We start from the raw sequence: 23047 nt of genomic DNA on the forward strand, positions 1-23047 counted from the left end.
TCAGCAGTCCTTTGCGAGCCGCAGTCCGGTGAACTGCCAGCGCTGATGGGGGTGAAAGAAATTCCGGTACGAGGCGCGCATATGGCCGCGCGGCGTGGCGCAACTCCCGCCCTTCAGAACGAACTGGCTGCTCATGAACTTGCCATTATACTCGCCGACCGCGCCCTCTGCGGTGCGAAAGCCGGGATAGGGTCGATAGGCCGAACCGGTCCATTCCCAGACATTGCCGAACAGCGAGAGCAGGCCTGGCCCGTCTTCCGGGCATCGCGGCGCGACTGGTCCCGGCCGGTCAAGCTGGATACCAGCGTGAGGATCGGCAACCTGCGCCGCCGCTTCCAGTTCCTGCTCGGTGGGCAGGCGCGCGCCGGACCAGCTCGCAAAGGCATCAGCCTCGTAGAAGCTGATATGCGTGACCGGATCGGCGTCATCCACGGCCTGCCAGCCCGAAAGACTGAACTGCTCCCAGGCGCCATCCGACTCCCGCCAGTAAAGCGGATGGCCGATCCCCTCACGATTGCACCAATCCCATCCGTCGGACAGCCACAGGGATGCCGTGCGATAGCCGCCATCCTCGATGAACGCCCGCCACTCGCCATTGCTGACCGGCCGGTTGGCGAGCGCATGGGGCGCGAGATAATGGGGATGACGCGGCTGCTCATTGTCGAAGGCGAAGGTGCCAGCGCCATCTGCATGACCGACCTCGACAAGGCCGCTCGGCCGCTCGATCCAACGCGCGGCCGGGGTCTCGCTATGTCCTCGCGGTTGTGCGGGCCACAGGGCGACATCGAGCGGGTTGCACGAAAACAGATGCTTGAGATCGGTCAGCATCAGTTCCTGATGCTGCTGCTCATGATGGAGGCCGAGGGTGAGCAAGTCCGGGCACGCCTCCGCGAGCAGAGGCATCGCGTTCAGGACCGCCTCATCGACCCGCGCACGATAATCGCGGACCTCCGCGAGCGTCGGGCGCGTGAGCAGGCCTCGATGCGGGCGCGGATGTCGCGGCCCCTCCGCTTCGTAATAGCTGTTGAAGAGATAGGCCCAGCGCTCGTCATGCGCGACATAGCCCGGCACATGGTCGCGCAGCAGGAAGGTTTCGAAAAACCAGGTCGTATGGGCGAGGTGCCACTTGGCCGGCGAGGCGTCGGGCATCGACTGCACCGTCGCGTCGGCATCGCTCAGGGGCGCCGCCAGATCGACAGAAAGCGAGCGGACGGATTGAAAGTGGTCAGCCAGGTCTGCAGAACATGCCTCGGCGACCTGCGCGCGGCTGGCCATCTCAGGGATTCATGTCCGCGATCGGCTTCCCGTCCTGCTCCTCTTCGAACAGCAAGGCCGCTGCTCCGGTTGCCGACAAGCGCACCTTGTCGCCCTCCACCTCTGCGACGAGCCCGCCCGAAAGATAATGGTGGTGCTTGCCATGCGAACCGCTGTCCGCGCGCATCATCTTGATGCGGTCACCCTCGACATGGTCGACCGTGCCGATATGCACGCCATCCGCGCCGATGATGGACATATGCTCTTTGACGTTGCTGAGATCGGCCACAATTGCCTCCACGCTTGATCGGGAACCCGATAGCCTAACGCGCAAGGCCGATATTGGATGCAGGGCGATCCGAGCGAATCTTTGGCTCAGACGTAGCGCAACCCGGCGTCCATGATCCGCTGGCGCAGATCGAACACGTCGAGGCTGAACTCTCCGGCTGCAAGGCGCGTGCGCTTGCCAGCCTCGTTCGCCTCCCGTGCCCGCGATGCTTCCAGCACCTTGGCGGCGTTGGCGCGGGGGACGACGCACACGCCGTCATCATCAGCGACGATCACATCGCCCGGATTGACCAGCGCATTGGCGCAGACCACCGGGATGTTCACGCTGCCCAGGGTGTTCTTGACCGTGCCCTGCGCGTAGATCGCCTTGGACCAGACCGGGAAGGTCATCTCGGTGAGGTCGCGCACGTCACGCACGCCGGCATCGATGATCAGGCCGCGACAGCCGCGGGCTTGCGCCGAGGTCGCCAGCAGATCGCCGAAATAGCCATCCTCGCACGGGCTGGTCGGGGCCAGCAGCAGCACGTCGCCGGCCTTCAACTGCTCGATGGCGACATGCACCATCCAGTTGTCGCCCGGAGGCGCGCTGATCGTCACCGCACTGCCCGCGATCCGCGCGCCGGCATAGATCGGCCGCATATAGCTCGCCAGCAAACCCGTGCGTCCCTGCGCCTCATGAACCGTCGCAACACCGCACGCCGCCAAACCGTCAATCACCTCAGGATCAGCACGCTCGATATTCTGTACGACCACACCCATGATTGCTCCTGCCCTCTCAGCTTGCGATAATTGTCTTTGTCTCCAGAAACTCTTCCAGTCCCCAGACACCATATTGCCGGCCATTGCCGGACCTTCTGTATCCTCCGAACGGCGCCGCCGCCGTCCATGGCGGAAAGTTGATCGACACATAGCCTGCCCGCACGCGGGCAGCGACGGCCCGCGCCGATGCGGGATCGGCCGACTGCACATAGGCGGCGAGGCCGAAGTCGGTGGCATTGGCGATTTCGATGGCCTCGTCAACATTGCGATAGGTGAGGATGCACAGGACCGGGCCGAAGATTTCCTGCGTGGCGATGGCGGCATCCGGCGCGACCGGACCGAAGATCGTCGGTCTGGCGTAATAGCCGGTCGGAAGATGGTCGGGTCGTCCGAGACCGCCGGTCAATAGCGGCTGGCTTTCATCGATCGCCTGCCGGATCAGGCCCTGCACCCGATCGAACTGCGCCGCGTTCATCAGCGGGCCGAAGCTTGTTGCGGGATCATCGGGCGGCCCCACAACAAGGCCCTCCCCTGCCGCCACGGCAAGCGCGGCAACCTCCTCGAACCGGTAGGCCGGGACGATCAGCCGGGTCGGCGCGGCGCAGACTTGCCCTGCCACCATCATGCATGCCGCCACGCTGCGCGGGACGACCGCCGCGACATCGGCATCTGGCAGGAGGATGTTGGCGCCCTTCCCGCCCAGTTCCTGATGTACCCGCTTGATCGTCGGTGCCGCCGCCGCCGCGACCGCCGCGCCGCCCGCCACCGATCCGGTGATCGAGATCATGTCTACATCGGGATGCGCAGCGAGGCGCTGCCCGCAATCCGCGCCGCGACCATTGACGAGATTGAACAGGCCGGGCGGCAGGTCCGCCTGTGCCATCGCCTCCGCGAGCAGCCCGCCGCACAATGGCGCATGTTCGCTCGGCTTGACGATCACCGTGCACCCCGCAGCAATCGCCGGCACGGCCTTGCACAGCATCTGATTGACCGGCGCATTCCAGCTGGTGATCGCCACCACCACGCCCATCGGCTCCCGCACGATCTCGAAGCCGCCGGGCATCATCTGGGCGAACGGATATCGCGCGAGGATCTCGGCCATGCTGTCGAAATGCGCTCGGCACATCATGCTCTGCCCCTGCGCGACCATGCGCGTCAGGCCGATCTCCCGCATGAGGTGATCCTCGAGCGCGGGTGCCAGCACCTCGAAGGCGCCGCGCATCCGGGCGAGCACGTCCAGCCTTTCCGCGATGCTGCTCTGCGACCATGAGGCGAACGCTTGCCGGGCTGCTGCGACGGCTCGATCTGCGTCGACCGCATCGCCGAGGACCGCGCGCCCGAGCAGCGTTCCATCTGCGGGAGACCGGACCTCGACGATGTCCCGGCCATGCGGCTCGACCCATGCGCCGCCGATGAAGAGACGATCCTGATACAGCGGAGCATTCAAAGTCGTGACACCCTGGCGCGAGAATTGTATAGCACGAGAATATACTATTTCAGAGAGGCGCCGGTGCCGCAATCGGAAAGCGCAGATTATATCGTCATCGGCGCGGGCTCGGCGGGATGCGTCCTCGCCAACCGCCTGTCGGCCGCGCCGGAAAACCAGGTCTTACTGCTGGAGGCGGGCGGGCGCGATCGCCACCCGCTGATCCGCATGCCCTTCGCTTTCATGAAGCTGCAATTCATGCCGTTCCTGACCTGGCCCTATTGGAGCGAGCCCGAGCCGGGGCTGGATGGCCGGCGCCTGTGGCTGCCGCGCGGCAAGGTGTTGGGTGGCACCTCCTCGATCAACGGCATGGTCTACGCGCGCGGCCATCCAGCAGACTATGATGAATGGTCGGCACTCGGCGCCACCGGCTGGAGTTGGGACGAGGTGCTCCCCTATTTCCGGCGCTCCGAACGGAGCTGGCGCGGCGACAGCGCGGATCATGGCGTCGAGGGGCCGCTGACGGTCAGCCCGGTCGAGACGACTGGGCCTTTGCATGATGCGGTGATGCAGACCGCGCGCGCTCTTGGCCATCCCATCCTCGACGATCAGCATGGACCCAATAGCGGTCACGGCTTCGCACCGCCCGAAGTGACGGTAGACAAGGGCCGCCGCGCCAGCAGCGCGCGGCAGTTCCTGCATCCCGTTGCGCACCGCCCCAATCTTGCCATTCGGACCGGCTGCACGGTCACCCGGATTGTCATCGAGGCCGGGCGCGCGGTGGGCGTCGAGATCATGGACAAAGGCCGCCCGACTTTGCTGCGCGCGCGGCGCGAGGTTATATTGTGCGCGGGCACCTACAACTCGCCACAATTGCTGATGCTCTCAGGGCTCGGCCCGGCGGACGACTTGCGCGCGCTCGGTATCGATGTCGTGACCGATTTGCCCGGGGTTGGCCGCAATCTTCAGGAGCATCCCCTCACCGGAATTGGCTACACGCTGACCGAGCCCATCGGCTTCGAGAGCAATTTGCGCTTCGACCGGCTGCTGTTGAACGTGGGACGCTTTTTCCTCGGCCTGGGGAACCGGGCGACGCAATTGCCGGTCACCGCCTTTGGCTTCATGCCGACCAAGCCCGGACTGGCGCGGCCGGATATCAAGGCCAATATCTACCCCACCCGGCTCGATGCCCGCGTCTGGTTCCCCGGCATCCGCAAGGGCGCCGGTCATGCCATGAGCGCGTTCGCCGTGCTGCTGAGGCCCGAAAGCCGGGGCAGCGTGCGCCTGCGCTCCCGCAACCCGGCGGACGCGCCCGAGATCCGGATCAACATGTATGAGGACGAACGCGATCTGCTGACGATGCGCCGGGCGGTGCGCATGTTGCGGGAGTTCTTTGCCGCCGCGCCGCTGCGCGACCTGGCCGGAGGCGAGATCATGCCGGGCAGTGGCGTGCGGAGCGATGCGGAGATCGACGCGTACAACCGCCGCAGCAGCGTGCTCGCCCATCATGCCTCCTCGACTTGCGCCATGGGCACCGATGAGCAGGCGGTGGTCGACCCGAGCTTGCGGATCCGGGGCATCGAAGGCCTGCGCGTGGCCGACGCCTCTGTCATGCCCCGCATCGTGGGCGGCAATACCAATGCGCCGGTGATCATGATCGCGGAAAAGGCTGCTGACCTGATCCTGGGCATCGCCCCGCCGCAGTCCTGCTGAGGGAGGAGGTTCTCACGGCAATCGATTGCATTTTTACTGGCCCTGCCCGCCTCGCTTCGCTACCCCTCCCACCCATCGACCCGCTGGATGCGAGACTCGCCGCAGCCGCACGAGGATGAGGAGGCTTTGAAATGAAGAGATTTTTAATCGCCGGCGCCGCCATGCTGGCCATGGGCACGGCGCTCACTGCGCCCGCTCAGGCAGAACTGAAAGTCGGCGCCGCCAAGGTCGACTGGACCCCGGCCGCCAAGAGTCTGAAAGAACCCTATACCGGCGTTCTCGACCCCATCTACGTGCGCGCGATCGCGCTGGAGAGCAATGGCGAGCGCGCTGCGCTCGTGACGGTGGATGTGGGTGCAATCCCGACGGACCTGTGGAGCGGCGTCACCGCTCGCCTGAGCAGCGATCTCGGCATCGCGCCGGAGCGCGTCATGCTCACCGCGACCCATACGCACAGCGTGCCCTGGGGTCCGCACCCCAAGCTGGAGGACCAGATCGTCCAGGCGGTGCGCGAAGCGGTCGGCAAGATGCAGCCGGGCAAGGTCGCCTTCGGCGAAGGCAAGTCCTACATCAACGTGAACCGCAACATCATCGACCCGGACAACCGCCGTTGGTGGGAAGGCCCCAATGTCGATGGCCCGTCCGACAAGACCGTGGCTGTGCTGCGCTTTGAGAATGCGGCCGGCAAGCCGGTCGCCGTATACTATAACTATGCGGTCCATGCCGTGCTGACCGGCAATCTCGATCTGGTGAGCGGCGATCTGCCCGGCGCTGCCTCCCGCTACATCGAAAATGCGATGGGCGATGATGTGGTGGCCGTATGGTCCGAGGGTGCTGCGGGTGACCAGAACCCCATTTTCTTCCAACAGACCTACGATCTGCGCGCCATCCGCATCGCCGATTATGCCAAGCGCGGCGAAGACATCAGCAATGCCATGCCGCCCGGCGGTGTCGGCATGGACCGCAAGAACCCGCAGGTCGCCAAGCTGATGGAGCAGCAAAAGCAGATGGCCCAGTCCATGGGCCAGATGCTGGGTGAGGAAGTGCTGCAGATCATCCGCCTGCGCCTCGAACGGCCCGAGAAGGTGAACGGCATCGCCGGCGCCAGCAAGACGTTGGTGTGCCCCGGTCGCGAGCGCATCGACAAGGGCCGCGCAGGCTATGCCGGCACCTATGTCGACGCGGCAGACATCCCCATTCACCTCAGCATGCTGAAGATCGGCGATGTTTTCATCGGCGGCGTGAATGGCGAGGTGTTCAATCCCATCGCGACCAGCTTCAAGGCGCAGGCGCCCTCGCGCCGCACGATGATGGCGACGCTGACGAACGGCTTTGGCCCATCGGGCTATATTCCGAACGATGCGGCTTATGGCCAATATACCTTTGAGGTGATTTCCTCGCGCCTGAAGCCCGGTTGCGCGGAAAGCGGCATCGTCAATGGCTTGCTCGATCTGGTCGAGCAGACCGACGCCGCAAAGTAAGGCCAAGGGGGCTACGGCCCCCTTCGCGCCCCCGCTCGCTCAATCCTCTTCGCACTTGCAGACCGGCCCCGCGCGCGTCGTGCTGGGCCGGGGTGCAGTCGTCGCGAATTCGACCGGGACCAGACGGCCATCGCGGTTTGCATCGGCGCCCGCAAAGCGGGTCGATGTCGCCACGGCCCACTCCTCGAACGAGAGGAGGTTGTTGCCGTCCTTATCCAGCTTGCGGAACGCGCTCGTTCGGCTTGCCATCATCTCCAGGCGCGTCACCACGCCATCGCGATTGCGATCATAGCGGTCGAAGCGCTTCTGCTCGCGGGTGCGCTCTGTGGCTTCCGGGACGTCGGGCGGCGGCGCCCCGCGTGCATTGGGATCGCCTGGCCCGGGCAAGGGCAGCGCTTTTGCGCGCAGGCCACCATTGGCGACGCGCGGCTGCATGTCCACATCCACGGCGGATTGCCACCAGAACAGCCCCGCCGCGACGAACAGCAGCGCGGAAAGTACACCGGCAAAGAATCGCCCCATCGCAGGCCCCCCGCAGGGAGATTAACCGCGCAGGGCGGCGATCAGCAAGCGGCTGTACTGGCGGGGCGTGAAGCCGCGCGATGGCAGCCGCGCGGCGCGGACGTCCGGCATGGCGACAGCGGCGAGCAGACGCAGGGGGCGCGGCAGGCTACGAGGCGATCGCGCATCCCGAGGCAGAAAATCCGAGGCAATCGCGAGACTCCGCCGCGCAAGCGCATCCTCGCTGGCGTGACCGGCCAGATCCCACAAGGCCCAGAGCGCGCCGAGCCGATCGGACGCCTCGCTCTCTCCTCCAGCCAGCAGGGCAAACAGCCCCCCGCCACGAGCCAGCGCATAGTCCCGCAAATCCTCGTCGCTGAGCGGATCGGGCGAGGCAAGCACGCGCCATCCGTCGATCAGCCGTTCTGCCGCCGCGCTGGCGCCGGCGTCCGCTTGCTGGCGCCAGGCATCGACCAGAGGCTCGCCGCGCCCCTTGGCATCATCCCGTTCCACCAACACGGCATCCCACCAGGCAAGGCGAATGGCGGCGATGGTCGGATCGGCCCGCCGACGGATCAGCTCGGCCAACCGGGCATCCAATTGCCAGCACAACGCATGCCATGAGCGCTCCCCAGCAAGCGTGTGCGCGAGCAACAGGCGCTGCAACGGGGCGGGCTCGTGATCGGCACCGAGCGCGGTAGGCGGCGCATTCACCAACGATCAACCAACCGAATTAGGCATTTGTCCACCACTTCTGGATAAGGCGAGGATCGGGCCGGTGGCGGTGCAATCGTTCGCCGGATGGGTGGCTTTAAGGGCAGTGAGGACAGGAATGCGCGACCGGGCAGGCGCAAGCTTCATGACCAGGCTTGGCCGCGACGTGCGCGGCAACGTCATCGCCATTTCGGCAGCGGCGCTCATTCCGCTGGCGGGGCTGATTGGCGGCGGCGTGGACATGAGCCGTCTCTACCTCACAAAGACGCGACTGCAACAGGCTTGTGACGCCGGCGTACTGGCCGGCCGGCGCGCGATGGGCGGGGGAAGTTGGACAACGGAAGGCCCCACCAGCACGCGAGGACGCGCGCTCGAATTGTTCAACGCCAATTTCACGGATGGTGCTTATGGCGCGACCCTGCTGAACAATGATTTTTCGGTGGATGACGGCGAGGTCAGCGGCTTCGCGGACGTCTCCGTGCCCATGACCATCATGCGCATCTTCGGAATCACGGAGCGGACCATGCACGTCACCTGCACCGCCAAGATGGAAATTCCGAATACCGACGTGATGTTCGTGCTGGACGTGACGGGATCGATGAATTGCGCTACCGGCGCCGGCTCCTGCCCCAACGGTAATAACAATAACGTTCCGGCGAGCAACGCAAAGCTTTACGGTCTTAAAAGCGCGGTCAAGTGCTTCTATGAAGCGTTGCTACGGGTGAATACTGCGGAAGTATGCGGAAACGACCCGACCGCCACTAGTTATACTGGTACTGCCCAAGTCAGAATAGGATTTATGCCCTATTCGGTAAACGTAAACGTAGGCAAGTTGCTTCATAACGACTGGATTGCCGATACGTGGGATTACCAGTCCCGCGTTGGCGTCAATAATAGAGTCTACACCTGGGAGGCCGGTTCTGAGACTTTCTCGAACTGGAGCGCTTGGTCGAATCCACCGAGCGGTCTAAACAACTCAAGCAGCTACACGGGATGGCAAAACATCTCCGGGAGTGGCTCCGTGACAATAAACAATACTAGCTACAACAAGACGGTATCTAACAAGAACTCTACGACGTGTCCTCAATTGAACAATAATGGTGGCGTTCTGACTTACACTGACAGTGGAAATGTGCAGGCGGCAACGAACGAATCGCCCCCCGTTTACTCCGACCCACAACAGACAATCACCTACTCGGAGAACGACGTTCACACGGTCAGAGGATATAAATATACGTGGACGAACAATAGTTGCCGCCTGCAGCAGAGTAGCACTCGCACCTATACATTAACGCGCAGTCAAACCTCGACTCGTCCGATCACATGGACAGCGCGGGACCGCGCCAGCTGGACCTATAAAAAACTCCAGTTTAGCACGGCGGCCCTGAAGGCTGGCGGCTGGACGTGGAATAACAGTTTGTCGCTACCTGTTGGCAACTCGGATGTGCAGGCAAAGCTCTCCGGCTCGAACGAGACGATCACCGTCTCCAAGAGAGTCGACATGGATGTGGTGTGGGACGGGTGCATCGAAGAGCGGAAGACTGTCCCGAACAGTGACGGCAATCCAACCGACGAATGGAGCCCGATCCCCAGTGATGCGTTGGACATGAATATCGATCTCGTGCCCGATGCAACGACGGGTTCGCACTGGGGCCCGATGCTGCGCGACGCAGTATGGGGGCGGTACACCGGCACCTCCACGCGAACGATGGCGGACGTGCCAACGTTCGAAAATCTCGATCGCAATAACAGCTATTATTGCACGACCGAAGCCAAGAAACTCCAGACTTGGTATACGCCGTCCGGATTCGAGACCTACGTCAACTCGCTGGCCGCGATCGGTAACACATATCACGACATTGGGTTGATATGGGGCGCCCGCTTCATCTCCCCTACTGGGATCTTCGCCGACGAAAACAAGGAGACGCCCACCGGCGGCGCCATCCAGCGGCACATCATCTTCATGACCGACGGTGCCACGATGACCGACAACACGAATTATACGGCCTATGGGATTCCTTGGTATGAACGGCGCCAAACTACCTATTCTCCGAACAGCACGCAGCTCAATAACATCGTCAATAGCCGACTCGTCGCCCTCTGCACCGCCATCCGTAACCGCAATATCACCCTGTGGGTCGTCTCCTACGGGGGCGGTGTCGATAAAACCACGGAAACGCGGCTGGAAAGCTGTGCCACGCCTAAAAAATACTTCAAGGCGGACGATACGCCCACGTTGATCAGCAATTTCAAGCAGATCGCCTCGGAAATCGCCGATTTAAGGTTGACCCACTGAGATGAGGCGCGCGCCTCATATCTTCGGCGCACACGCCCTGCCTGTCCTGCGTCAGTTCTCGCAGGCGCAGGACGGCGTGACGATCATCGAGTTCGCGCTCATTCTGCCGGGCTTCCTCATCATGTTGCTGGGCGCGCTGGATGTTGGCCACACGCTCTACATGCAGAGCGTGGTGCAGGGCGCCGTGCAGAAGGCCGCGCGGGACGGCACGCTGGAGACATCCGCGGGCACCAACGCGACCTCGCGCGATGCCATCGACGCCGTCGTGGAAAGCCAGATCAAGCAGTTGCACAATGACGCGGAGGTTTCGGTCCAGCGGCGCTTTTATCGCAGCTTCTCGCAAGCCTCCGCTGCCCAGGCCGAGCCCTTTACGGACAGTGCCAGCGGCCCCAACAAGAATGGCGTTTGTGACGGCGGCGAGCCGTTTGTGGATAACAATAACAACGGCGTTTGGGATGCCGACGGTGGCAATGCCATCAACGCCGCGGGCGCGCGTGACAATGTCGTGTTTACCGTAACGGTGTCCTATCCGCGCCTTTTTCCGATCGACAGACTGATCGGCGGGCATGGGATCACACATGTCGTGGCCAGGACTGTGCTTTCCAACCAGCCTTATGGCGACCAGGGCAGTGATGGCGAGCCCACCGTGCGGAATTGCTTATGAACGGTACGACGGCTCGCCTTCGTCCCCGGCGCAAGGGAGCGCCCCATGGCTTCCTCGCGCGTTTGATCCGCGCTCACAGAGGAGTCGCCGCCGTCGAGTTCGCGCTCACGGCCCCGCTTATTCTCGGCTTATTCCTGGCCGGCGCCGAGCTTACCAATTTTGCGATTACGCGGATGCGGGTGAGCCAGATCGCGCTGCATGTCGCCGACAATGCCTCGCGCATCGGCACCAATCAGCTAAACGCGCCACCACTAATCAGCGAATCGCAGATCAACGATCTACTGATCGGCGCCAACATGCAGTCCGGCTCGCTGGATCTCGCCACCAATGGGCGGATCATCATTTCAAGCCTGGAACCGGTCGCCAATCCCAATCCCGAACCAAAAAAATTCCGCATCCACTGGCAGCGCTGCTTCGGCGCCAAGAACTGGACCTCGACCCATGGCGTGCAGGGCGACACCGATCTGCCGGCGATGGGTGAAACCGGCAAGCAGGTGACGGCGCCTGATGGCGGCTCGGTCATCTTCGTAGAAGTAGCCTATGACTATACGCCGCTCATTTCGGCGAGCATCGTGCCGACGACCGTCATCGTCGATACCGCCGCCATGACCGTGCGCGACGACCGCGACTACGACGGCAATGGCGGAACGGGCGTCGCCAATAACGAGAATGTTGCGGCCTCGACCTGCAGCAGCTAAGGCGACGGCGCGGGCCTAGAGCGCCAGATCGACCCACCCGCTTTGGGCCCGAGAGGCGGCAACGGCTGTCTCGATAAACGCCATGCCGCGCAACCCCTCCTGCACGCCGGGGAGCAAAGGCGCCGCATTGCCCTGAAGAACCGCCGCGAAATCGCGATAGAGGGTGGCAAAGGCCGCCATATAGCCGTCAGCATGGTGGACGCCGGGCGGGCAGGCGATCGCAGGCTCGTCCTCGCCGAAAGCGAGCCGAAGGCTGGCACCGTCGATCGGATGCAGCGCGAGGGCATGCGGATCATCGAGCCTCCAGACCAGACTGGCGGCCTCCCCATCGCAGCGCAGGCGCAGCCGGTTGCCCTCCCCCGCCTCGATCTGCGAGGCCATTATGGTCCCGCGTGCACCATTGTCGAACCGCAGGAGCACGGCGCAGTCATCGTCCAGCGAGCGCCCCGGGACGACGCTGCCAAGGTCGGCCATGATCCGGCTTACATGCAGGCCGGAGACGAACTCGGCGAGATGGAAGGCGTGGACGCCGATGTCCGCGATGCAGCCGCCTACACCGGAGCGCACGGGGTCTACACGCCAGGCCGCCTGCGCATCGCCAGCGGGGCTCGCCAGCCAGCCTTGCGCGTAAGTTGCGCTGACCTTGCGGACCGCGCCCAGCTCTCCCTCGGCGATCATCGCGCGGGCGGCGCGCACAGCGGCAAAGCCACCATAAGGATAGCTGACCGCAAAGGGGCGGCCCGTCTCGTTCACAAGCGCGGCAAGCCTGCGGGCTTCATCGAGCCGTGCGGTCATGGGCTTGTCGCTCATCACGGCAAGGCCAGCCTCAAGGGCGGCCACGGCCGCCGGATAATGGAGATGATTGGGCGTGACGATGGTCACGAAGTCGGCGCCATCCACCCGGTCCCGCTCGCCCGCCAGCAAGGCGGGGACATCGGCATAGACGCGGGCGGGATCGATGCCATAAGCAAGGCCGGCCTGCCGGGATCGCGCCGGGTCGGAGGAAAACACGCCGGCAACCAGCCTGATCTGTCCGGTCGCCTCCGCCGCAATGCGGTGGGTCTGGCCGATGGACAGGAGCCCGCTTCCGCCAATCATAGCCATGTTCAACATGACAGGCGTCTCCGCTTCCCCAGCGATCAGGCAGCAACCAAGGCGGCGTCGCGCAAGCCGCGCCACACCCGGGCGGCCTGCACGCTTTCCTGCACATCGTGCACCCGCACGATCTGCGCGCCCAGCCCGATCGCGACCTGCGCCAAGGCGACCGAGCCGCCGAGCCGCTCCTCGACCGGCGCACCATCGGTCAGCGCGCCGACAATGCGCTTGCGGCTGGCGCCGAACAGCAGCGGCACGCCCAGCGCCTGATACATGGCCAGATTGTTGATGATGCGCGTATCGTCCTGCAACGCCTTGCCGAAGCCGACACCGGGATCGAGGATGATCTTGCTCCGCGCCATGCCGGCATCGAGGCAGGCGGCGATCCGCGCCTCCAACCAGTCGAACACGGCCATGTCCGCCGTCGGCCCTGCCACGGCGCCGGCCTTGTACTTGACCGCCCCACCATGCGGATCGTCGCCAGCGGACGGGCTGTGCATCAGGATGACGGGGCACCCCGCCTTCGCTACCACCTCCAGCCCACGCGGATCGTGGGTGAGGCCAGTCACATCATTGACGATGCTGGCGCCGGCCGCGAGCGCGGCCTCCATCACCGCCGCCTTGCGCGTATCGATGGAGACCACGATGCCGGTCCTGGCCAGTCGCTCGATCACCGGCACGGTCCGGGCGATCTCGTCGCCCTCCCACACGGTGGCGGCGCCGGGCCGGGTGGACTCGCCGCCGACGTCGATGATCGAGGCGCCGGCCAGCTGCATCGCAAAGCCGGCATCGGCGGCGCGCTCGGCATCGCCGATGAGCTTGCCGCCATCCGAGAAACTGTCCGGCGTCATGTTGAGGATGCCCATGACCTGCGGCGTATCGAAGCGAATGACGCGCTCGCCCAGCGTCAGCGGTGCGCGCGGCGCCGTCAGCCCCTCCATTTGCGCTGCGACCCGCTCAGCCTGCGCGTCGCTCAGGCGGCTTTGCCAGTCCTCAAACATGGCAACGGGGACGATGGCCTTGCCGGCGGTGCCTTCCGCGCCCGCCCAACGGACCTCGAGGCCCTGAAACCAGATCAGTCCCCCGGCAAGCCTGCGGAATTCATGCGTCTCCAGCCCGACAGGCGTGTCGATGAACCAGATCGGGCGCAGATAGAGGCGGGCGTCCGGCGGCGGGATTTCCATCATCATCGGGCGATATCCTTGTGCATCCCGCGCGCCTTAGCTTGCCCGACAGAAAAGCGGAAGCAGGAGCCCGGACCCGCGGTGGGAGCGCGCCGTCCGGGCCCCAACGACGGCGCCTTATGGCTCCGTCGCGAGCAGGTAAAGCTGGCGCATGGCATCGAGCGGCTTCACGGCGCCTTCGTGCTCGATCTGCCAGAAAGTCCAGCCATTGCAGCTGGGCGCGCCCTGCAGCGTGGCGCCCATCTTGTGGATCGAGCCGGTCTGGCCCTTGCACTCCAGCGAGCCATCGGCGCGGACATGCGCCTTGAAGCGCCCCTTGCTGGCGGTGAGCACAGTGCCGGGTGCGATCATGCCGGTCTCGACCAGCGTGCCGAACGCCACGCGCGGCTGGCTCTTGGGGGATTGCATGATGGTCAGCGCGCTCTCATCGAGCGGGAGCGCTGCAGCAATACGCTCCCGCGCGACCTCACAATAACTGTCTTCCCGCTCGATGCCGATCCAGCGGCGCCCCAGGCGGCGGGCCACGGCGCCGGTTGTGCCGGTGCCGAAGAAGGGATCGAGCACGACATCGCCCTTGTTGGTGCAGGAGAGCAGCACGCGGTACAACAGCGCCTCCGGCTTTTGGGTGGGATGCGCCTTGGTGCCGCCGCGCTTGAGGCGTTCCTGCCCGGCGCAGATCGGCAGCACCCAGTCCGAGCGCATCTGCAGCTCGTCATTCAACGTCTTCATGGCGCGATAATTGAAGGTATATTTCGCCTTTTCGCCCTGGCTCGCCCAGATCATTGTCTCATGGGCATTAGTGAAGCGCGTGCCCTTGAAATTGGGCATGGGGTTGGCCTTGCGCCAGACGATATCGTTGAGGATCCAGAAGCCGTAATCCTGCATCAGTGCGCCGACGCGGAAGATATTGTGATAGCTGCCGATCACCCAGATCGTGCCATCGGGCTTGAGGATGCGACGCGCTTCGGCCAGCCACTCGCGGCAGAAGGCATCATAGGCGGCATAGCTGTCGAACTGGTCCCAGGCGTCGTCGACGGCGTCCACGCGTCCGCCCTCGGGCCGGAACAGATCGCCGCCGAGCTGGAGATTATATGGCGGATCAGCGAAGATCATGTCCACGCTTGCCGTCGGCAGCGTGCGCATGATGGCGATGCAGTCGCCCTGCAGCAGCGTGTCGAGCGGCAGCACCGGCGGCGTGTTGGCCGGCAGGACCTTTGCGCGCACCGGTCGCTTCGTCAGTTTTTCCATCACGCTCATGTCGTCTAACCCCCGTTTGTGCGCCCGGTGTGAGTCACGACGAGTCCACCGTCAAGAGCGGTAACGGACTGGAGTCACGAGAAGAATCCGGGCCGGAAATGAGAACGAAACGAGTCCCACACGAGGGATGGAGTCCTGCGATTCAGGCAGGACTCAACATGTTGTGGTGTTGCGCCGAAGACTCAGGGCCGCGATGGGCCGAAAAAAATTTTAACCGAGCCTCCGGCATTATCGATTTTCAGAGGCTGCCCGGTCCCTGGATCAGCAACCACAGGCCGATGACCGCGAACAGGCTGGCCGCCACGATGCGCACCACCTTGAGCGGCACGCGGCGGAGCAGTTCATGCCCGAGGAACACTGCCGGGACATTGGCGATCAGCATGCCCAGGGTCGTCCCCATCGTCACCAGACCGACCTGATGGAACTGCGCGCCAAGCGCGACCGTCGCGATCTGTGTCTTGTCTCCCATCTCCACGAGGAAGAAGGCGATCGTAGTGGTGACGAACGCGCCGAAGCGGGCCGGCTTGTCCTCCAGATCATCGATCTTGTCGGGGATCAGCGTCCAGATCGCCATGGCGAGAAAGCCGGCTGCGACCAGATAGTGGAACCAATTTTGCTGAAAGATGGACGCCACGCTCGCGCCAAGCAGGGCTGCCAGAAAGTGGTTGGCCAGCGTCGCTGCGAGAATGCCGAGGATGATCGGCACCGGCTTCTTGAACCGGGTGGCGAGCAGAATGGCCAGCAACTGCGTCTTGTCGCCGATTTCGGCGAGCGCGACGACGGCGGTGGAGGTGAACAGGGCTTCCATGAAAAATCCTCAGCCGGGCAACAAGACAAACAATGACACCGAGCCTCCCGCCCGGCCTGGACGGAAGCTCGATGTCATTGGTCTCGCCGGAATGCTTGGATTCCCTGCCGCCACGGCCTCTCGACCGAGTATGTTGACGGGCAGGCCTGCCGGAAACCGGCAGCTGGCTACTCCCCAGATGACCCCAGCGCCTTAGGCCTTCGGCCGTCTCCCGTCAACGGGCGCCCTACAGAAAGGCCAGCTGCGCGACTGGCGCGAAGCTGCGGCGGTGAAGCGGGCTTGGGCCATGCTGGCGCAGCGCGGCGAGATGATCGGCGGTGCCGTACCCCTTGTTCCGCTCCCAGCCATAATGCGGATGATCGCGCGCGGCTTCCCGCATCAGCGCGTCGCGATGTTCCTTGGCGATGATCGACGCGGCGGAAATGCAGGGCTCCAATGCATCCCCTCCGACGATTGCGCGCGCCGACCAGCGCCACTCAGGGCGCCGGCCATGCGGTGTGAGATTGCCGTCGACCAGCACCTCGCGCGGATCGCATCCCAGGCGGGCGCACAGCCCCTCGACCGCCAGCGTCATCGCCAGCATCGTCGCGCCGAAGATGTTGAGCCGGTCGATCTCCGCGACATCGACCACGCCGACCGCCCAGTGGCAGCAGCGCTTGATCGTCGCTTCCAGACCCGCGCGCTTGGCGGCGCTCAGCTTCTTGCTGTCATCCAAGCCGGACGGGCGCGGCTTGCAGAGAACCACCGCCGCCGCGACGACTGGCCCGGCCAGCGGCCCGCGCCCGGCCTCATCGACACCGGCGATCATCAGCCGATCCGCCAGGGCGGATAGCGCCGGTCCTCGCCCGCCGAATAAAGGCAGACGCGGTTACCGGCCGGATCGACCAGCCAGGCCTCGCGCCAGCCCCATGCCTGATCCACCGGCTCATTATCGAAGACGAGCCCGGCCGAGATCAACGCGGTCACCCGGGCATCGAGATCGTCGCATTCCAGATAGACGCCATGCTGCTGGCCATGGAGAGACAGCGTCGCGCCGCCCGGCGCCTCGAACCGGGCATAGGGCTGGTCCGGACTGTCCACGATCAGGGTCAGGCCCAGATCCTCGTAGAAATCGCGGGAGGCGGCATAATCACTGACCGGCACGGAAATCTGGTTGAGGCGGGCGCTCGCCCCCATATCGAGCCGCACCGCGCCATGCGCCATCGGACCATGCCCGCGACCGAGGCCGGGCGCAGTGCGCAGAGCCAGCCGCACGAACAGCCGCGCCCGGGCAATCGCCTCCGGGAGATCGAGCCCCTGCCCCAGCCCGGTCGCGATGGCGCTGGCCAGGGTGCAGCCGGTGCCATGGGTATCTTCGGTATGGATGCGTGCCCCTTCCCAACGGGCGATTTCGCCTTCCGATCCAACCAGCCGGTCGGTGATGATCTCGCCGGGGGCGTGGCCGCCCTTGATGAGCAGCATCTCGCCCCGCGCGGTCAGGTCCGCTTCGCCGCCAAGCGCTTCCAGCTCGGGCAGGTTCGGCGTCGTGACGAACGCCCAGCCCATCAGCTCGTGCAGGCTCTCGATGGTGGCGGCGTCCGCGAGCACGCCGCCGCTCGTCGCGACCATCACCGGATCGAGCACCACCGGCGCGCCGATGCTCTCAAGTCGGTCGGCGACCGCCAGCGCCGTCTCCGCGGAGCCGATCATGCCGATCTTCACGGCGTCCACGCCGATGTCGCTGACCACGCTGTCGATCTGCGCCAGCACCATGTCCGTCGGCACGGGATGTACGGCCTGCACGCCCAGCGTATTTTGCGCGGTGATCGCGGTGATCGCCGTCATGGCGTGGCCACCCAGCATGGTGACGGTCTTGACGTCCGCCTGGATGCCGGCGCCGCCGCCGGAGTCCGAGCCGGCGATGATCAGGATTCGAGGATAGCTCATGAGGCGCTTTTGCCCCTTGCCGGCGCGGAAGTCGAGCCGCTGGCGCTGCGCCTCACTGTTCCTTGCGGGCGCAGACGATGCACAGCGATGCCTCGGGCCGGGCCGCCAGACGCGCCGGCGCGATGGGCTCGCCGCACAGCACGCAGGCGCCGTAAGCGCCGGCCTCGATCCGCGCGAGTGCACGATTGACCGAGCCGATCTCGCACGCCACCAGTGCAGATTGCTGCTCCAGCGCGCGATCATCCTGCACTTCGCTTGCCTGTTCGGCTGAATCGGCATTCAGCGGTTCATCGAGATCGACTGCAAGCCGCTTTTGCCGGGCTTTCAGATCATCGCCCATGGCCAGAAGCCGTGCCTTTGCGTCCATCATATCCATGGTCACACATCTCCGTCCGACTGCTCGATGCCAGTCTAGGGAGTGATGCGCGCCAATCCATGCGCCAGATCAAATGGGTCGCGGGGGCGCTCAGCCCTGGAAGCGGCGCTCCGTCGAAGCAGGGTTTCGCTTGAGCGCGTCGCCAGTCCGGCTGGGCCGGTCCAGCAACTCGCCGCCGCAATTGGGGCAGCGATGATCGAGATCCTCGGCGCACTCGGCGCAGAAGGTGCATTCGAACGAGCAGATGAAGGCGCCGCCGGCATCGGCTGGAAGATCGGTGCCGCAGCGCTCGCAATCCGGGCGCATCTCAAGCATGGGCGGCCGCCGCGCTTGCCACGGCATCGCAGATGCGGTCCACCACGCGGACGACCTGATCGCCATCGTCCCCTTCGGCCATCACGCGGATCACCGGCTCGGTGCCGGACGGCCGAATGACGAGACGCCCCACCCCTTCCAGCTCCGCTTCGGCCTGCGCGATCACGGCCTGGACGCTCTGCGCCTCCAGCGGCTTGCCGCCGGCGAAACGGACATTCTTGAGCAATTGCGGGACCGGCTCGAACTGGCGCAGCAGCGCGCTCGCCGGCTTGCCGCTCTGCACGAGCGCGGCGAGCACCTGGAGCGCGGCAATGGTGCCGTCGCCCGTCGTCGCATAATCGGAGAGGATCATGTGGCCGGACTGCTCGCCGCCGACATTGCAGCCACGCGCCTTCATCTCCTCCAGCACATAACGGTCACCGACCTTGGTGCGGATGAGGGGAATGCCCTCGCTGGCGAGCTTTCGCTCCAGCCCAAGGTTGGACATCACCGTGGCGACGACCCCCTCACCCTTCAACATGCCCTGCCGCGCCCAGCTCGTGCCGATCAGGGCCATGATCTGGTCGCCATCCACGATGGTGCCGGTCTCATCCACCACGATCAGGCGGTCAGCATCGCCATCGAGCGCGATCCCGATGTCCGCGCCGGATGCCACGACCGTCTCCTGCAGCAGCAGCGGCGCGGTCGAGCCGCAGCCATCGTTGATGTTGGTGCCGTTGGGAGTCACACCGATCTGGACTAGCTCAGCACCCAGCTCCCAGAAGGTGTAGGGCGCGGTGTTGTAGGCGGCGCCATTGGCGCAATCGAGCGCCACCTTGAGCCCATCGAGCCGCAGATGCTGCGGGAAGGTCGATTTGACGAAGTGAATGTAGCGCCCGCGCCCATCCTCGACCCGCCGCGCGCGCCCGATGCCCTCGGATGGGGCCAGCGGTATCTCGCCGCCCTCGATCAGCGCCTCGATCTTCAGCTCGTCGGCGTCGGAGAGCTTGTAGCCGTCCGGCCCGAACAGCTTGATGCCATTGTCATAATAAGGATTGTGGCTGGCCGAGATCATCACGCCAAGATCGGCGCGCATCGATGCGGCCAGCATCGCCACGGCGGGCGTCGGGATCGGGCCGAACTGCACCACGTCCATGCCGACACTGGTGAAGCCCGCGACCAGCGCATTCTCGATCATATAGCCGGAAAGGCGCGTATCCTTGCCAATCACCACGCGGTGGCGATGACTGCCGCGCATGAAGTGGCGGCCGGCGGCCATGCCCACTCGCATGGCCATTTCGGCCGTCATCGTGGATTGGTTGGTGCGGCCCCGGATGCCATCCGTGCCGAAGAAGCGTCTGGTCATCGCCGGTGCTTAGCGGATCGGGGGCCGGCAGCGCCAGCCCCCTTGAAGGCTCACCGCACAGGCGCCGTCTGGTCCCGCAGGCCTTCCTCCGGGCGGTCATCGACCGGTTCATCCTCTTCCTTCAGCGTGTCGAGATGCATCAGGCGCTTGACCAGCGGGGAGACCGCCAGCACCGCGACGGCAATGCCGATCGTCCACCAGCCGATGGTGTTGTAGACCGAGAGCGTCGCCTCCTTGGTCATCTCGCCATCATGACCGCCGGTCGCCTCGCCGATCTTGCCGGCGACGAAATTGCCCACCGCCGACATGTAGAACCACGCGCCCATGATGAGGCTGGCGAGATGCTTGGGCGCCAGCCGGTTCATGGCGGAGAGGCCGACAGGCGAGAGGCACAGTTCGCCGGTGGTCTGGAACAGGTAGACCAGGAACACGAACAGCACCGGCGTCAGCGCCGCCATGCCCGCGGACTGGGCGCCCCACACGAAGATGAGGAAGGAAAAGCCGACCTGCGCCAGCGCCAGACCGAATTTGGCCGGTGCGGACGGTTCCCAGCCGCGCTTGCCCAGCCACAGCCAAAGCCAGGCGAAGACCGGCCCGAGCAGCACGATATAGATGGGGTTGAGCGACTGGAAGAAGGTGGTCTGGAAACCGCCACGGTCGACATAGCGGTCCGTATAGAGGTTGAGGCTGCCGCCCGCCTGCTCAAACAGGCCCCAGAACACCGGGTTGAGCGCGACAAGGAAGACGATCGCGAAGATGCGATCGCGGGCATCCGGTTGCAGCTTCATCGCGGCGTAGAGCACATAACCGAGCAGGGCGACGCCCGCGACGATAAGCAGCGTCTCGATGATATCCTGATACTGGACGAGGAACCAGATCACGCCGATGGAGGCGACGCCGATAGCGTAGAGCAGCCATTCCGTGCGCAGGGTGAGCGGCTTGGGCGGCTCCCCCTTGCCCATGAGAAACGGCTTGCCGATGACGAACACCGCCGCGCCCAGCAACATGCCAACGCCCGCCGCGCCGAAGCCATATTTCCAGCCGTAGGTCTCGCCGAGCCAGCCGGCCATGATGGTGCCGATGGCCGCGCCCACATTCACGCCGACATAGAAGATCGTGTAGGCGCCGTCGCGGCGGGGATCGGTAAGCCCGTAAAGCTGGCCGACGATCACCGAGATATTGGCCTTGAGGAAGCCCGAGCCGACAACGATGCAGCTTAGCGCCAGCCAGAAGATGTTGATCGTGGGATCATCCTGTCCGCCCGATCCCTCGAATGCCATCAGGCAGTGGCCAGCGGTGAGGATCAGCGCGCCGAACAGCACGGCCTTGCGCTGGCCGAGATAACGGTCGGCGAGATAGCCGCCCAGGACCGGGGTGACGTAGACGAGGCTGGTATAGGCCCCGTAGACGAGGTTCGCCTGCCCGTCGCTGAACAGCCAATGCTTGGTGAGGTAGAAAATCAGCAGGGCGCGCATGCCATAATAGGAAAAGCGCTCCCACATCTCGGCAAAGAACAGAATGTAGAGGCCCTTGGGATGGCCGATAAACTCCTGCTTCTTGCTCACAAGCCCAACCGCGCCGCCGGCAAGAAGCACGACGAGCGCGATGAGGGCGATGGCTGGAATGGTCGCCATAAAGTCTCCTGGTCCGGGCAACGGCGAGACGCCGGCCGCGACAATATGCTCACGAGACTTAGTGAGTCTGACATTTGAGAAAAGCGCTTTTTTCTGCCGGCCTCGATGGGAGCCGCTCCATCGGCCCTGCCGTAGCGAAAAGCGCCGCTATCGCCGCGACATTGCGATCAATTCGCAAATGCGCTTGGCGGATCGACCGGATTTGTCTAGCGATGCGGCATGTTCAACGACCGCTCTTCCATCCCCGCCTATCTCGCATCCCGCCGGTCCGGCAAACCGCGCGACCTCGCGGCGCCTGGCCCCTCGCTCGATGAGCAACGCGAGATGGTGCGGATCGCGACGCGGACCCCCGATCATGGCAAGCTCGCCCCCTGGCGGTTCGTGATCGTGCCCGACAACCACCGCGCGGCGCTGGCCGCCCTGCTCGAGCGAGCCTATCTCGTCGAGAAGCCCGAGGCCGGCCGGCTGGAAATCGAGGCAATGCATCAATTCGCGCATCAGGCGCCGGCGCTGATCGTCGTGCTGTCCTCGCCCAAGCCTTCCAAGATTCCGGCGTGGGAGCAGGAGCTCTCCGTCGGTGCGGCGACGATGAACCTGCTGCATGCCGCCCATGCCATGGGTTTTGCGGGAGGTTGGCTGACCGGCTGGCCGTCCTACAACGAGGCCGTGCGCGATGCGTTCGGCACCAGCGAGGAGCGGATCGCCGGCTTCGTGTTCATCGGCACGCCCTCGCGGGATCTGGACGAGCGCCCCCGGCCGGAGCTGGACGACGTGTTGTCGATCTGGTCGGGCGGCTGACCGCACGCTTCCTGGCCGGCGCCTTGACCGATCCACTGTATTATGTCACTGATGCAGCATGATCGATGAGAGCCGGCCCGTTTATCTGCGCCTGCGCGACGAAATTGCCGCCGCCATTCTGGATGGACGCTTTGCAGATGGCGATGTCTTGCCATCCGTGCGGGCCTTTGCGGCCCAACAGGGCGCCAATCCGCTAACCGTCGCCAAGGCCTATCAGAGCTTTCAGGATGAAGGGCTGGTGCAGGTCCGCCGTGGTGTCGGCATGTTTGTCGCGCCGGGCGCATCGCGTCGCCTGCGGGCGATGGAGCGCGAACGCTTCTTCAGTGCGGTCTGGCCGGGCGTCTCCGAGCAGATGCATCGCATTGGAATCACCCTGGAAGAGCTTGTCGAGCGAGATCGCGTGACCACCGACTGATCACGGCCCATCGCTCCAGCCCATCGATCTATCGTGTCTGATCTCTCGTTCATCTGCCGTTGCGGTTGGCCTCGCCAGACTTGTCGCATCAGGTTGAACG

Annotated in this window: 23 protein-coding genes and 1 riboswitch; of the genes, 7 read left to right on the top strand and 16 right to left on the bottom strand. The window is 64.8% G+C overall.

The window, feature by feature from the left end; translation table 11 throughout:
* From egtB to M2343_RS05405, 4 genes are all read right to left on the bottom strand, one after another.
* A complete protein-coding gene (egtB, locus tag M2343_RS05390; RefSeq protein WP_264575879.1) occupies window positions 1-1275 on the bottom strand; it encodes an ergothioneine biosynthesis protein EgtB in 1275 nt (424 codons plus the stop codon).
* A 1-nt stretch (window position 1276) separates the two neighbouring features.
* The gene (locus M2343_RS05395; protein WP_264575880.1) at window positions 1277-1543 is read right to left on the bottom strand and encodes a DUF2171 domain-containing protein; all 267 of its coding nucleotides are present in this window, start codon (window positions 1541-1543) and stop codon (window positions 1277-1279) included.
* 86 nt (window positions 1544-1629) lie between these two features.
* A complete protein-coding gene (ligK, locus tag M2343_RS05400) occupies window positions 1630-2304 on the bottom strand; it encodes a 4-carboxy-4-hydroxy-2-oxoadipate aldolase/oxaloacetate decarboxylase (protein WP_319799423.1) in 675 nt (224 codons plus the stop codon).
* A gap of 13 nt (window positions 2305-2317) precedes the next feature.
* Window positions 2318-3748 (bottom strand): aldehyde dehydrogenase family protein, encoded by a 1431-nt coding sequence (locus tag M2343_RS05405; RefSeq protein WP_264575882.1) that lies wholly within the window; start codon window positions 3746-3748, stop codon window positions 2318-2320.
* A 63-nt stretch (window positions 3749-3811) separates the two neighbouring features.
* Between M2343_RS05405 and M2343_RS05410 the strand changes: the two genes are divergently transcribed.
* Both M2343_RS05410 and M2343_RS05415 read left to right on the top strand, forming a co-directional pair.
* Window positions 3812-5440 carry a GMC family oxidoreductase gene (locus tag M2343_RS05410; RefSeq protein WP_264575883.1) on the top strand — a complete coding sequence of 543 codons (1629 nt, stop codon included), beginning with the start codon at window positions 3812-3814 and terminating at the stop codon, window positions 5438-5440.
* Between the two features lie 131 nt (window positions 5441-5571).
* A complete protein-coding gene (locus M2343_RS05415; RefSeq protein ID WP_264575884.1) occupies window positions 5572-6921 on the top strand; it encodes a neutral/alkaline non-lysosomal ceramidase N-terminal domain-containing protein in 1350 nt (449 codons plus the stop codon).
* A 39-nt stretch (window positions 6922-6960) separates the two neighbouring features.
* On the opposite strand, the gene M2343_RS05420 is transcribed toward M2343_RS05415, so the two are convergent.
* Window positions 6961-7443: a hypothetical protein gene (locus M2343_RS05420; RefSeq protein WP_264575885.1), complete on the bottom strand. Its 483-nt coding sequence runs from the start codon at window positions 7441-7443 to the stop codon at window positions 6961-6963.
* Window positions 7444-7464: 21 nt separating this feature from the next.
* Entirely contained in the window at window positions 7465-8010 is a 546-nt protein-coding gene (locus tag M2343_RS05425) for a hypothetical protein (RefSeq protein WP_264575886.1), read from the bottom strand.
* A 244-nt stretch (window positions 8011-8254) separates the two neighbouring features.
* Between M2343_RS05425 and M2343_RS05430 the strand changes: the two genes are divergently transcribed.
* From M2343_RS05430 to M2343_RS05440, 3 genes are read left to right on the top strand one after another with little or no spacing between them, the layout of a single operon-like run.
* Window positions 8255-10432 (top strand): pilus assembly protein TadG-related protein, encoded by a 2178-nt coding sequence (locus M2343_RS05430; RefSeq protein ID WP_264603868.1) that lies wholly within the window; start codon window positions 8255-8257, stop codon window positions 10430-10432.
* Window position 10433: 1 nt separating this feature from the next.
* Window positions 10434-11096: a TadE/TadG family type IV pilus assembly protein gene (locus M2343_RS05435; RefSeq protein ID WP_264575888.1), complete on the top strand. Its 663-nt coding sequence runs from the start codon at window positions 10434-10436 to the stop codon at window positions 11094-11096.
* Complete coding sequence (locus tag M2343_RS05440) at window positions 11093-11794, top strand: TadE/TadG family type IV pilus assembly protein (RefSeq protein WP_264575889.1); 702 nt, start codon at window positions 11093-11095, stop codon at window positions 11792-11794. The genes M2343_RS05435 and M2343_RS05440 overlap by 4 nt, the downstream gene beginning before the upstream one ends.
* A 15-nt stretch (window positions 11795-11809) precedes the next feature.
* Here the strand turns inward: M2343_RS05440 and M2343_RS05445 are convergent, their stop codons facing one another.
* From M2343_RS05445 to M2343_RS05490, 10 genes are all read right to left on the bottom strand, one after another.
* The gene (locus tag M2343_RS05445; protein WP_319799389.1) at window positions 11810-12907 is read right to left on the bottom strand and encodes a Gfo/Idh/MocA family oxidoreductase; all 1098 of its coding nucleotides are present in this window, start codon (window positions 12905-12907) and stop codon (window positions 11810-11812) included.
* A gap of 26 nt (window positions 12908-12933) precedes the next feature.
* On the bottom strand, window positions 12934-14079 hold the full coding sequence (gene folP, locus M2343_RS05450) for a dihydropteroate synthase (RefSeq protein WP_264575890.1): 1146 nt from the start codon (window positions 14077-14079) through the stop codon (window positions 12934-12936).
* A 111-nt stretch (window positions 14080-14190) separates the two neighbouring features.
* Window positions 14191-15330 carry a site-specific DNA-methyltransferase gene (locus M2343_RS05455; protein ID WP_319799390.1) on the bottom strand — a complete coding sequence of 380 codons (1140 nt, stop codon included), beginning with the start codon at window positions 15328-15330 and terminating at the stop codon, window positions 14191-14193.
* 238 nt (window positions 15331-15568) lie between these two features.
* Window positions 15569-16138: a TMEM165/GDT1 family protein gene (locus M2343_RS05460; protein ID WP_181559541.1), complete on the bottom strand. Its 570-nt coding sequence runs from the start codon at window positions 16136-16138 to the stop codon at window positions 15569-15571.
* A 3-nt stretch (window positions 16139-16141) separates the two neighbouring features.
* Window positions 16142-16327, bottom strand: a riboswitch (yybP-ykoY riboswitch).
* A 37-nt stretch (window positions 16328-16364) separates the two neighbouring features.
* Entirely contained in the window at window positions 16365-16946 is a 582-nt protein-coding gene (locus M2343_RS05465; protein ID WP_264575891.1) for a ribonuclease HII, read from the bottom strand.
* Window positions 16946-18064, bottom strand: coding sequence for a bifunctional hydroxymethylpyrimidine kinase/phosphomethylpyrimidine kinase (gene thiD / locus M2343_RS05470; protein ID WP_264575892.1), 1119 nt, complete (start codon window positions 18062-18064; stop codon window positions 16946-16948). The genes M2343_RS05465 and thiD overlap by 1 nt, the downstream gene beginning before the upstream one ends.
* Window positions 18065-18116: 52 nt before the next feature.
* A complete protein-coding gene (locus M2343_RS05475; RefSeq protein WP_264575893.1) occupies window positions 18117-18440 on the bottom strand; it encodes a TraR/DksA family transcriptional regulator in 324 nt (107 codons plus the stop codon).
* A 90-nt stretch (window positions 18441-18530) separates the two neighbouring features.
* Window positions 18531-18755, bottom strand: coding sequence for a DUF1272 domain-containing protein (locus M2343_RS05480; RefSeq protein ID WP_264575894.1), 225 nt, complete (start codon window positions 18753-18755; stop codon window positions 18531-18533).
* The gene (gene glmM / locus M2343_RS05485; protein ID WP_181559536.1) at window positions 18748-20100 is read right to left on the bottom strand and encodes a phosphoglucosamine mutase; all 1353 of its coding nucleotides are present in this window, start codon (window positions 20098-20100) and stop codon (window positions 18748-18750) included. The genes M2343_RS05480 and glmM overlap by 8 nt, the downstream gene beginning before the upstream one ends.
* A gap of 50 nt (window positions 20101-20150) precedes the next feature.
* Window positions 20151-21734 carry a peptide MFS transporter gene (locus M2343_RS05490; RefSeq protein WP_181559535.1) on the bottom strand — a complete coding sequence of 528 codons (1584 nt, stop codon included), beginning with the start codon at window positions 21732-21734 and terminating at the stop codon, window positions 20151-20153.
* A gap of 219 nt (window positions 21735-21953) precedes the next feature.
* Between M2343_RS05490 and M2343_RS05495 the strand changes: the two genes are divergently transcribed.
* Complete coding sequence (locus tag M2343_RS05495; protein ID WP_264575895.1) at window positions 21954-22532, top strand: nitroreductase; 579 nt, start codon at window positions 21954-21956, stop codon at window positions 22530-22532.
* 58 nt (window positions 22533-22590) lie between these two features.
* On the top strand, window positions 22591-22947 hold the full coding sequence (locus tag M2343_RS05500) for a GntR family transcriptional regulator (protein ID WP_264575896.1): 357 nt from the start codon (window positions 22591-22593) through the stop codon (window positions 22945-22947).
* Window positions 22948-23047 lie beyond the last annotated feature (100 nt).

This window comes from Sphingobium sp. B8D3B, assembly GCF_025961875.1.
Classification (GTDB): domain Bacteria; phylum Pseudomonadota; class Alphaproteobacteria; order Sphingomonadales; family Sphingomonadaceae; genus Sphingobium.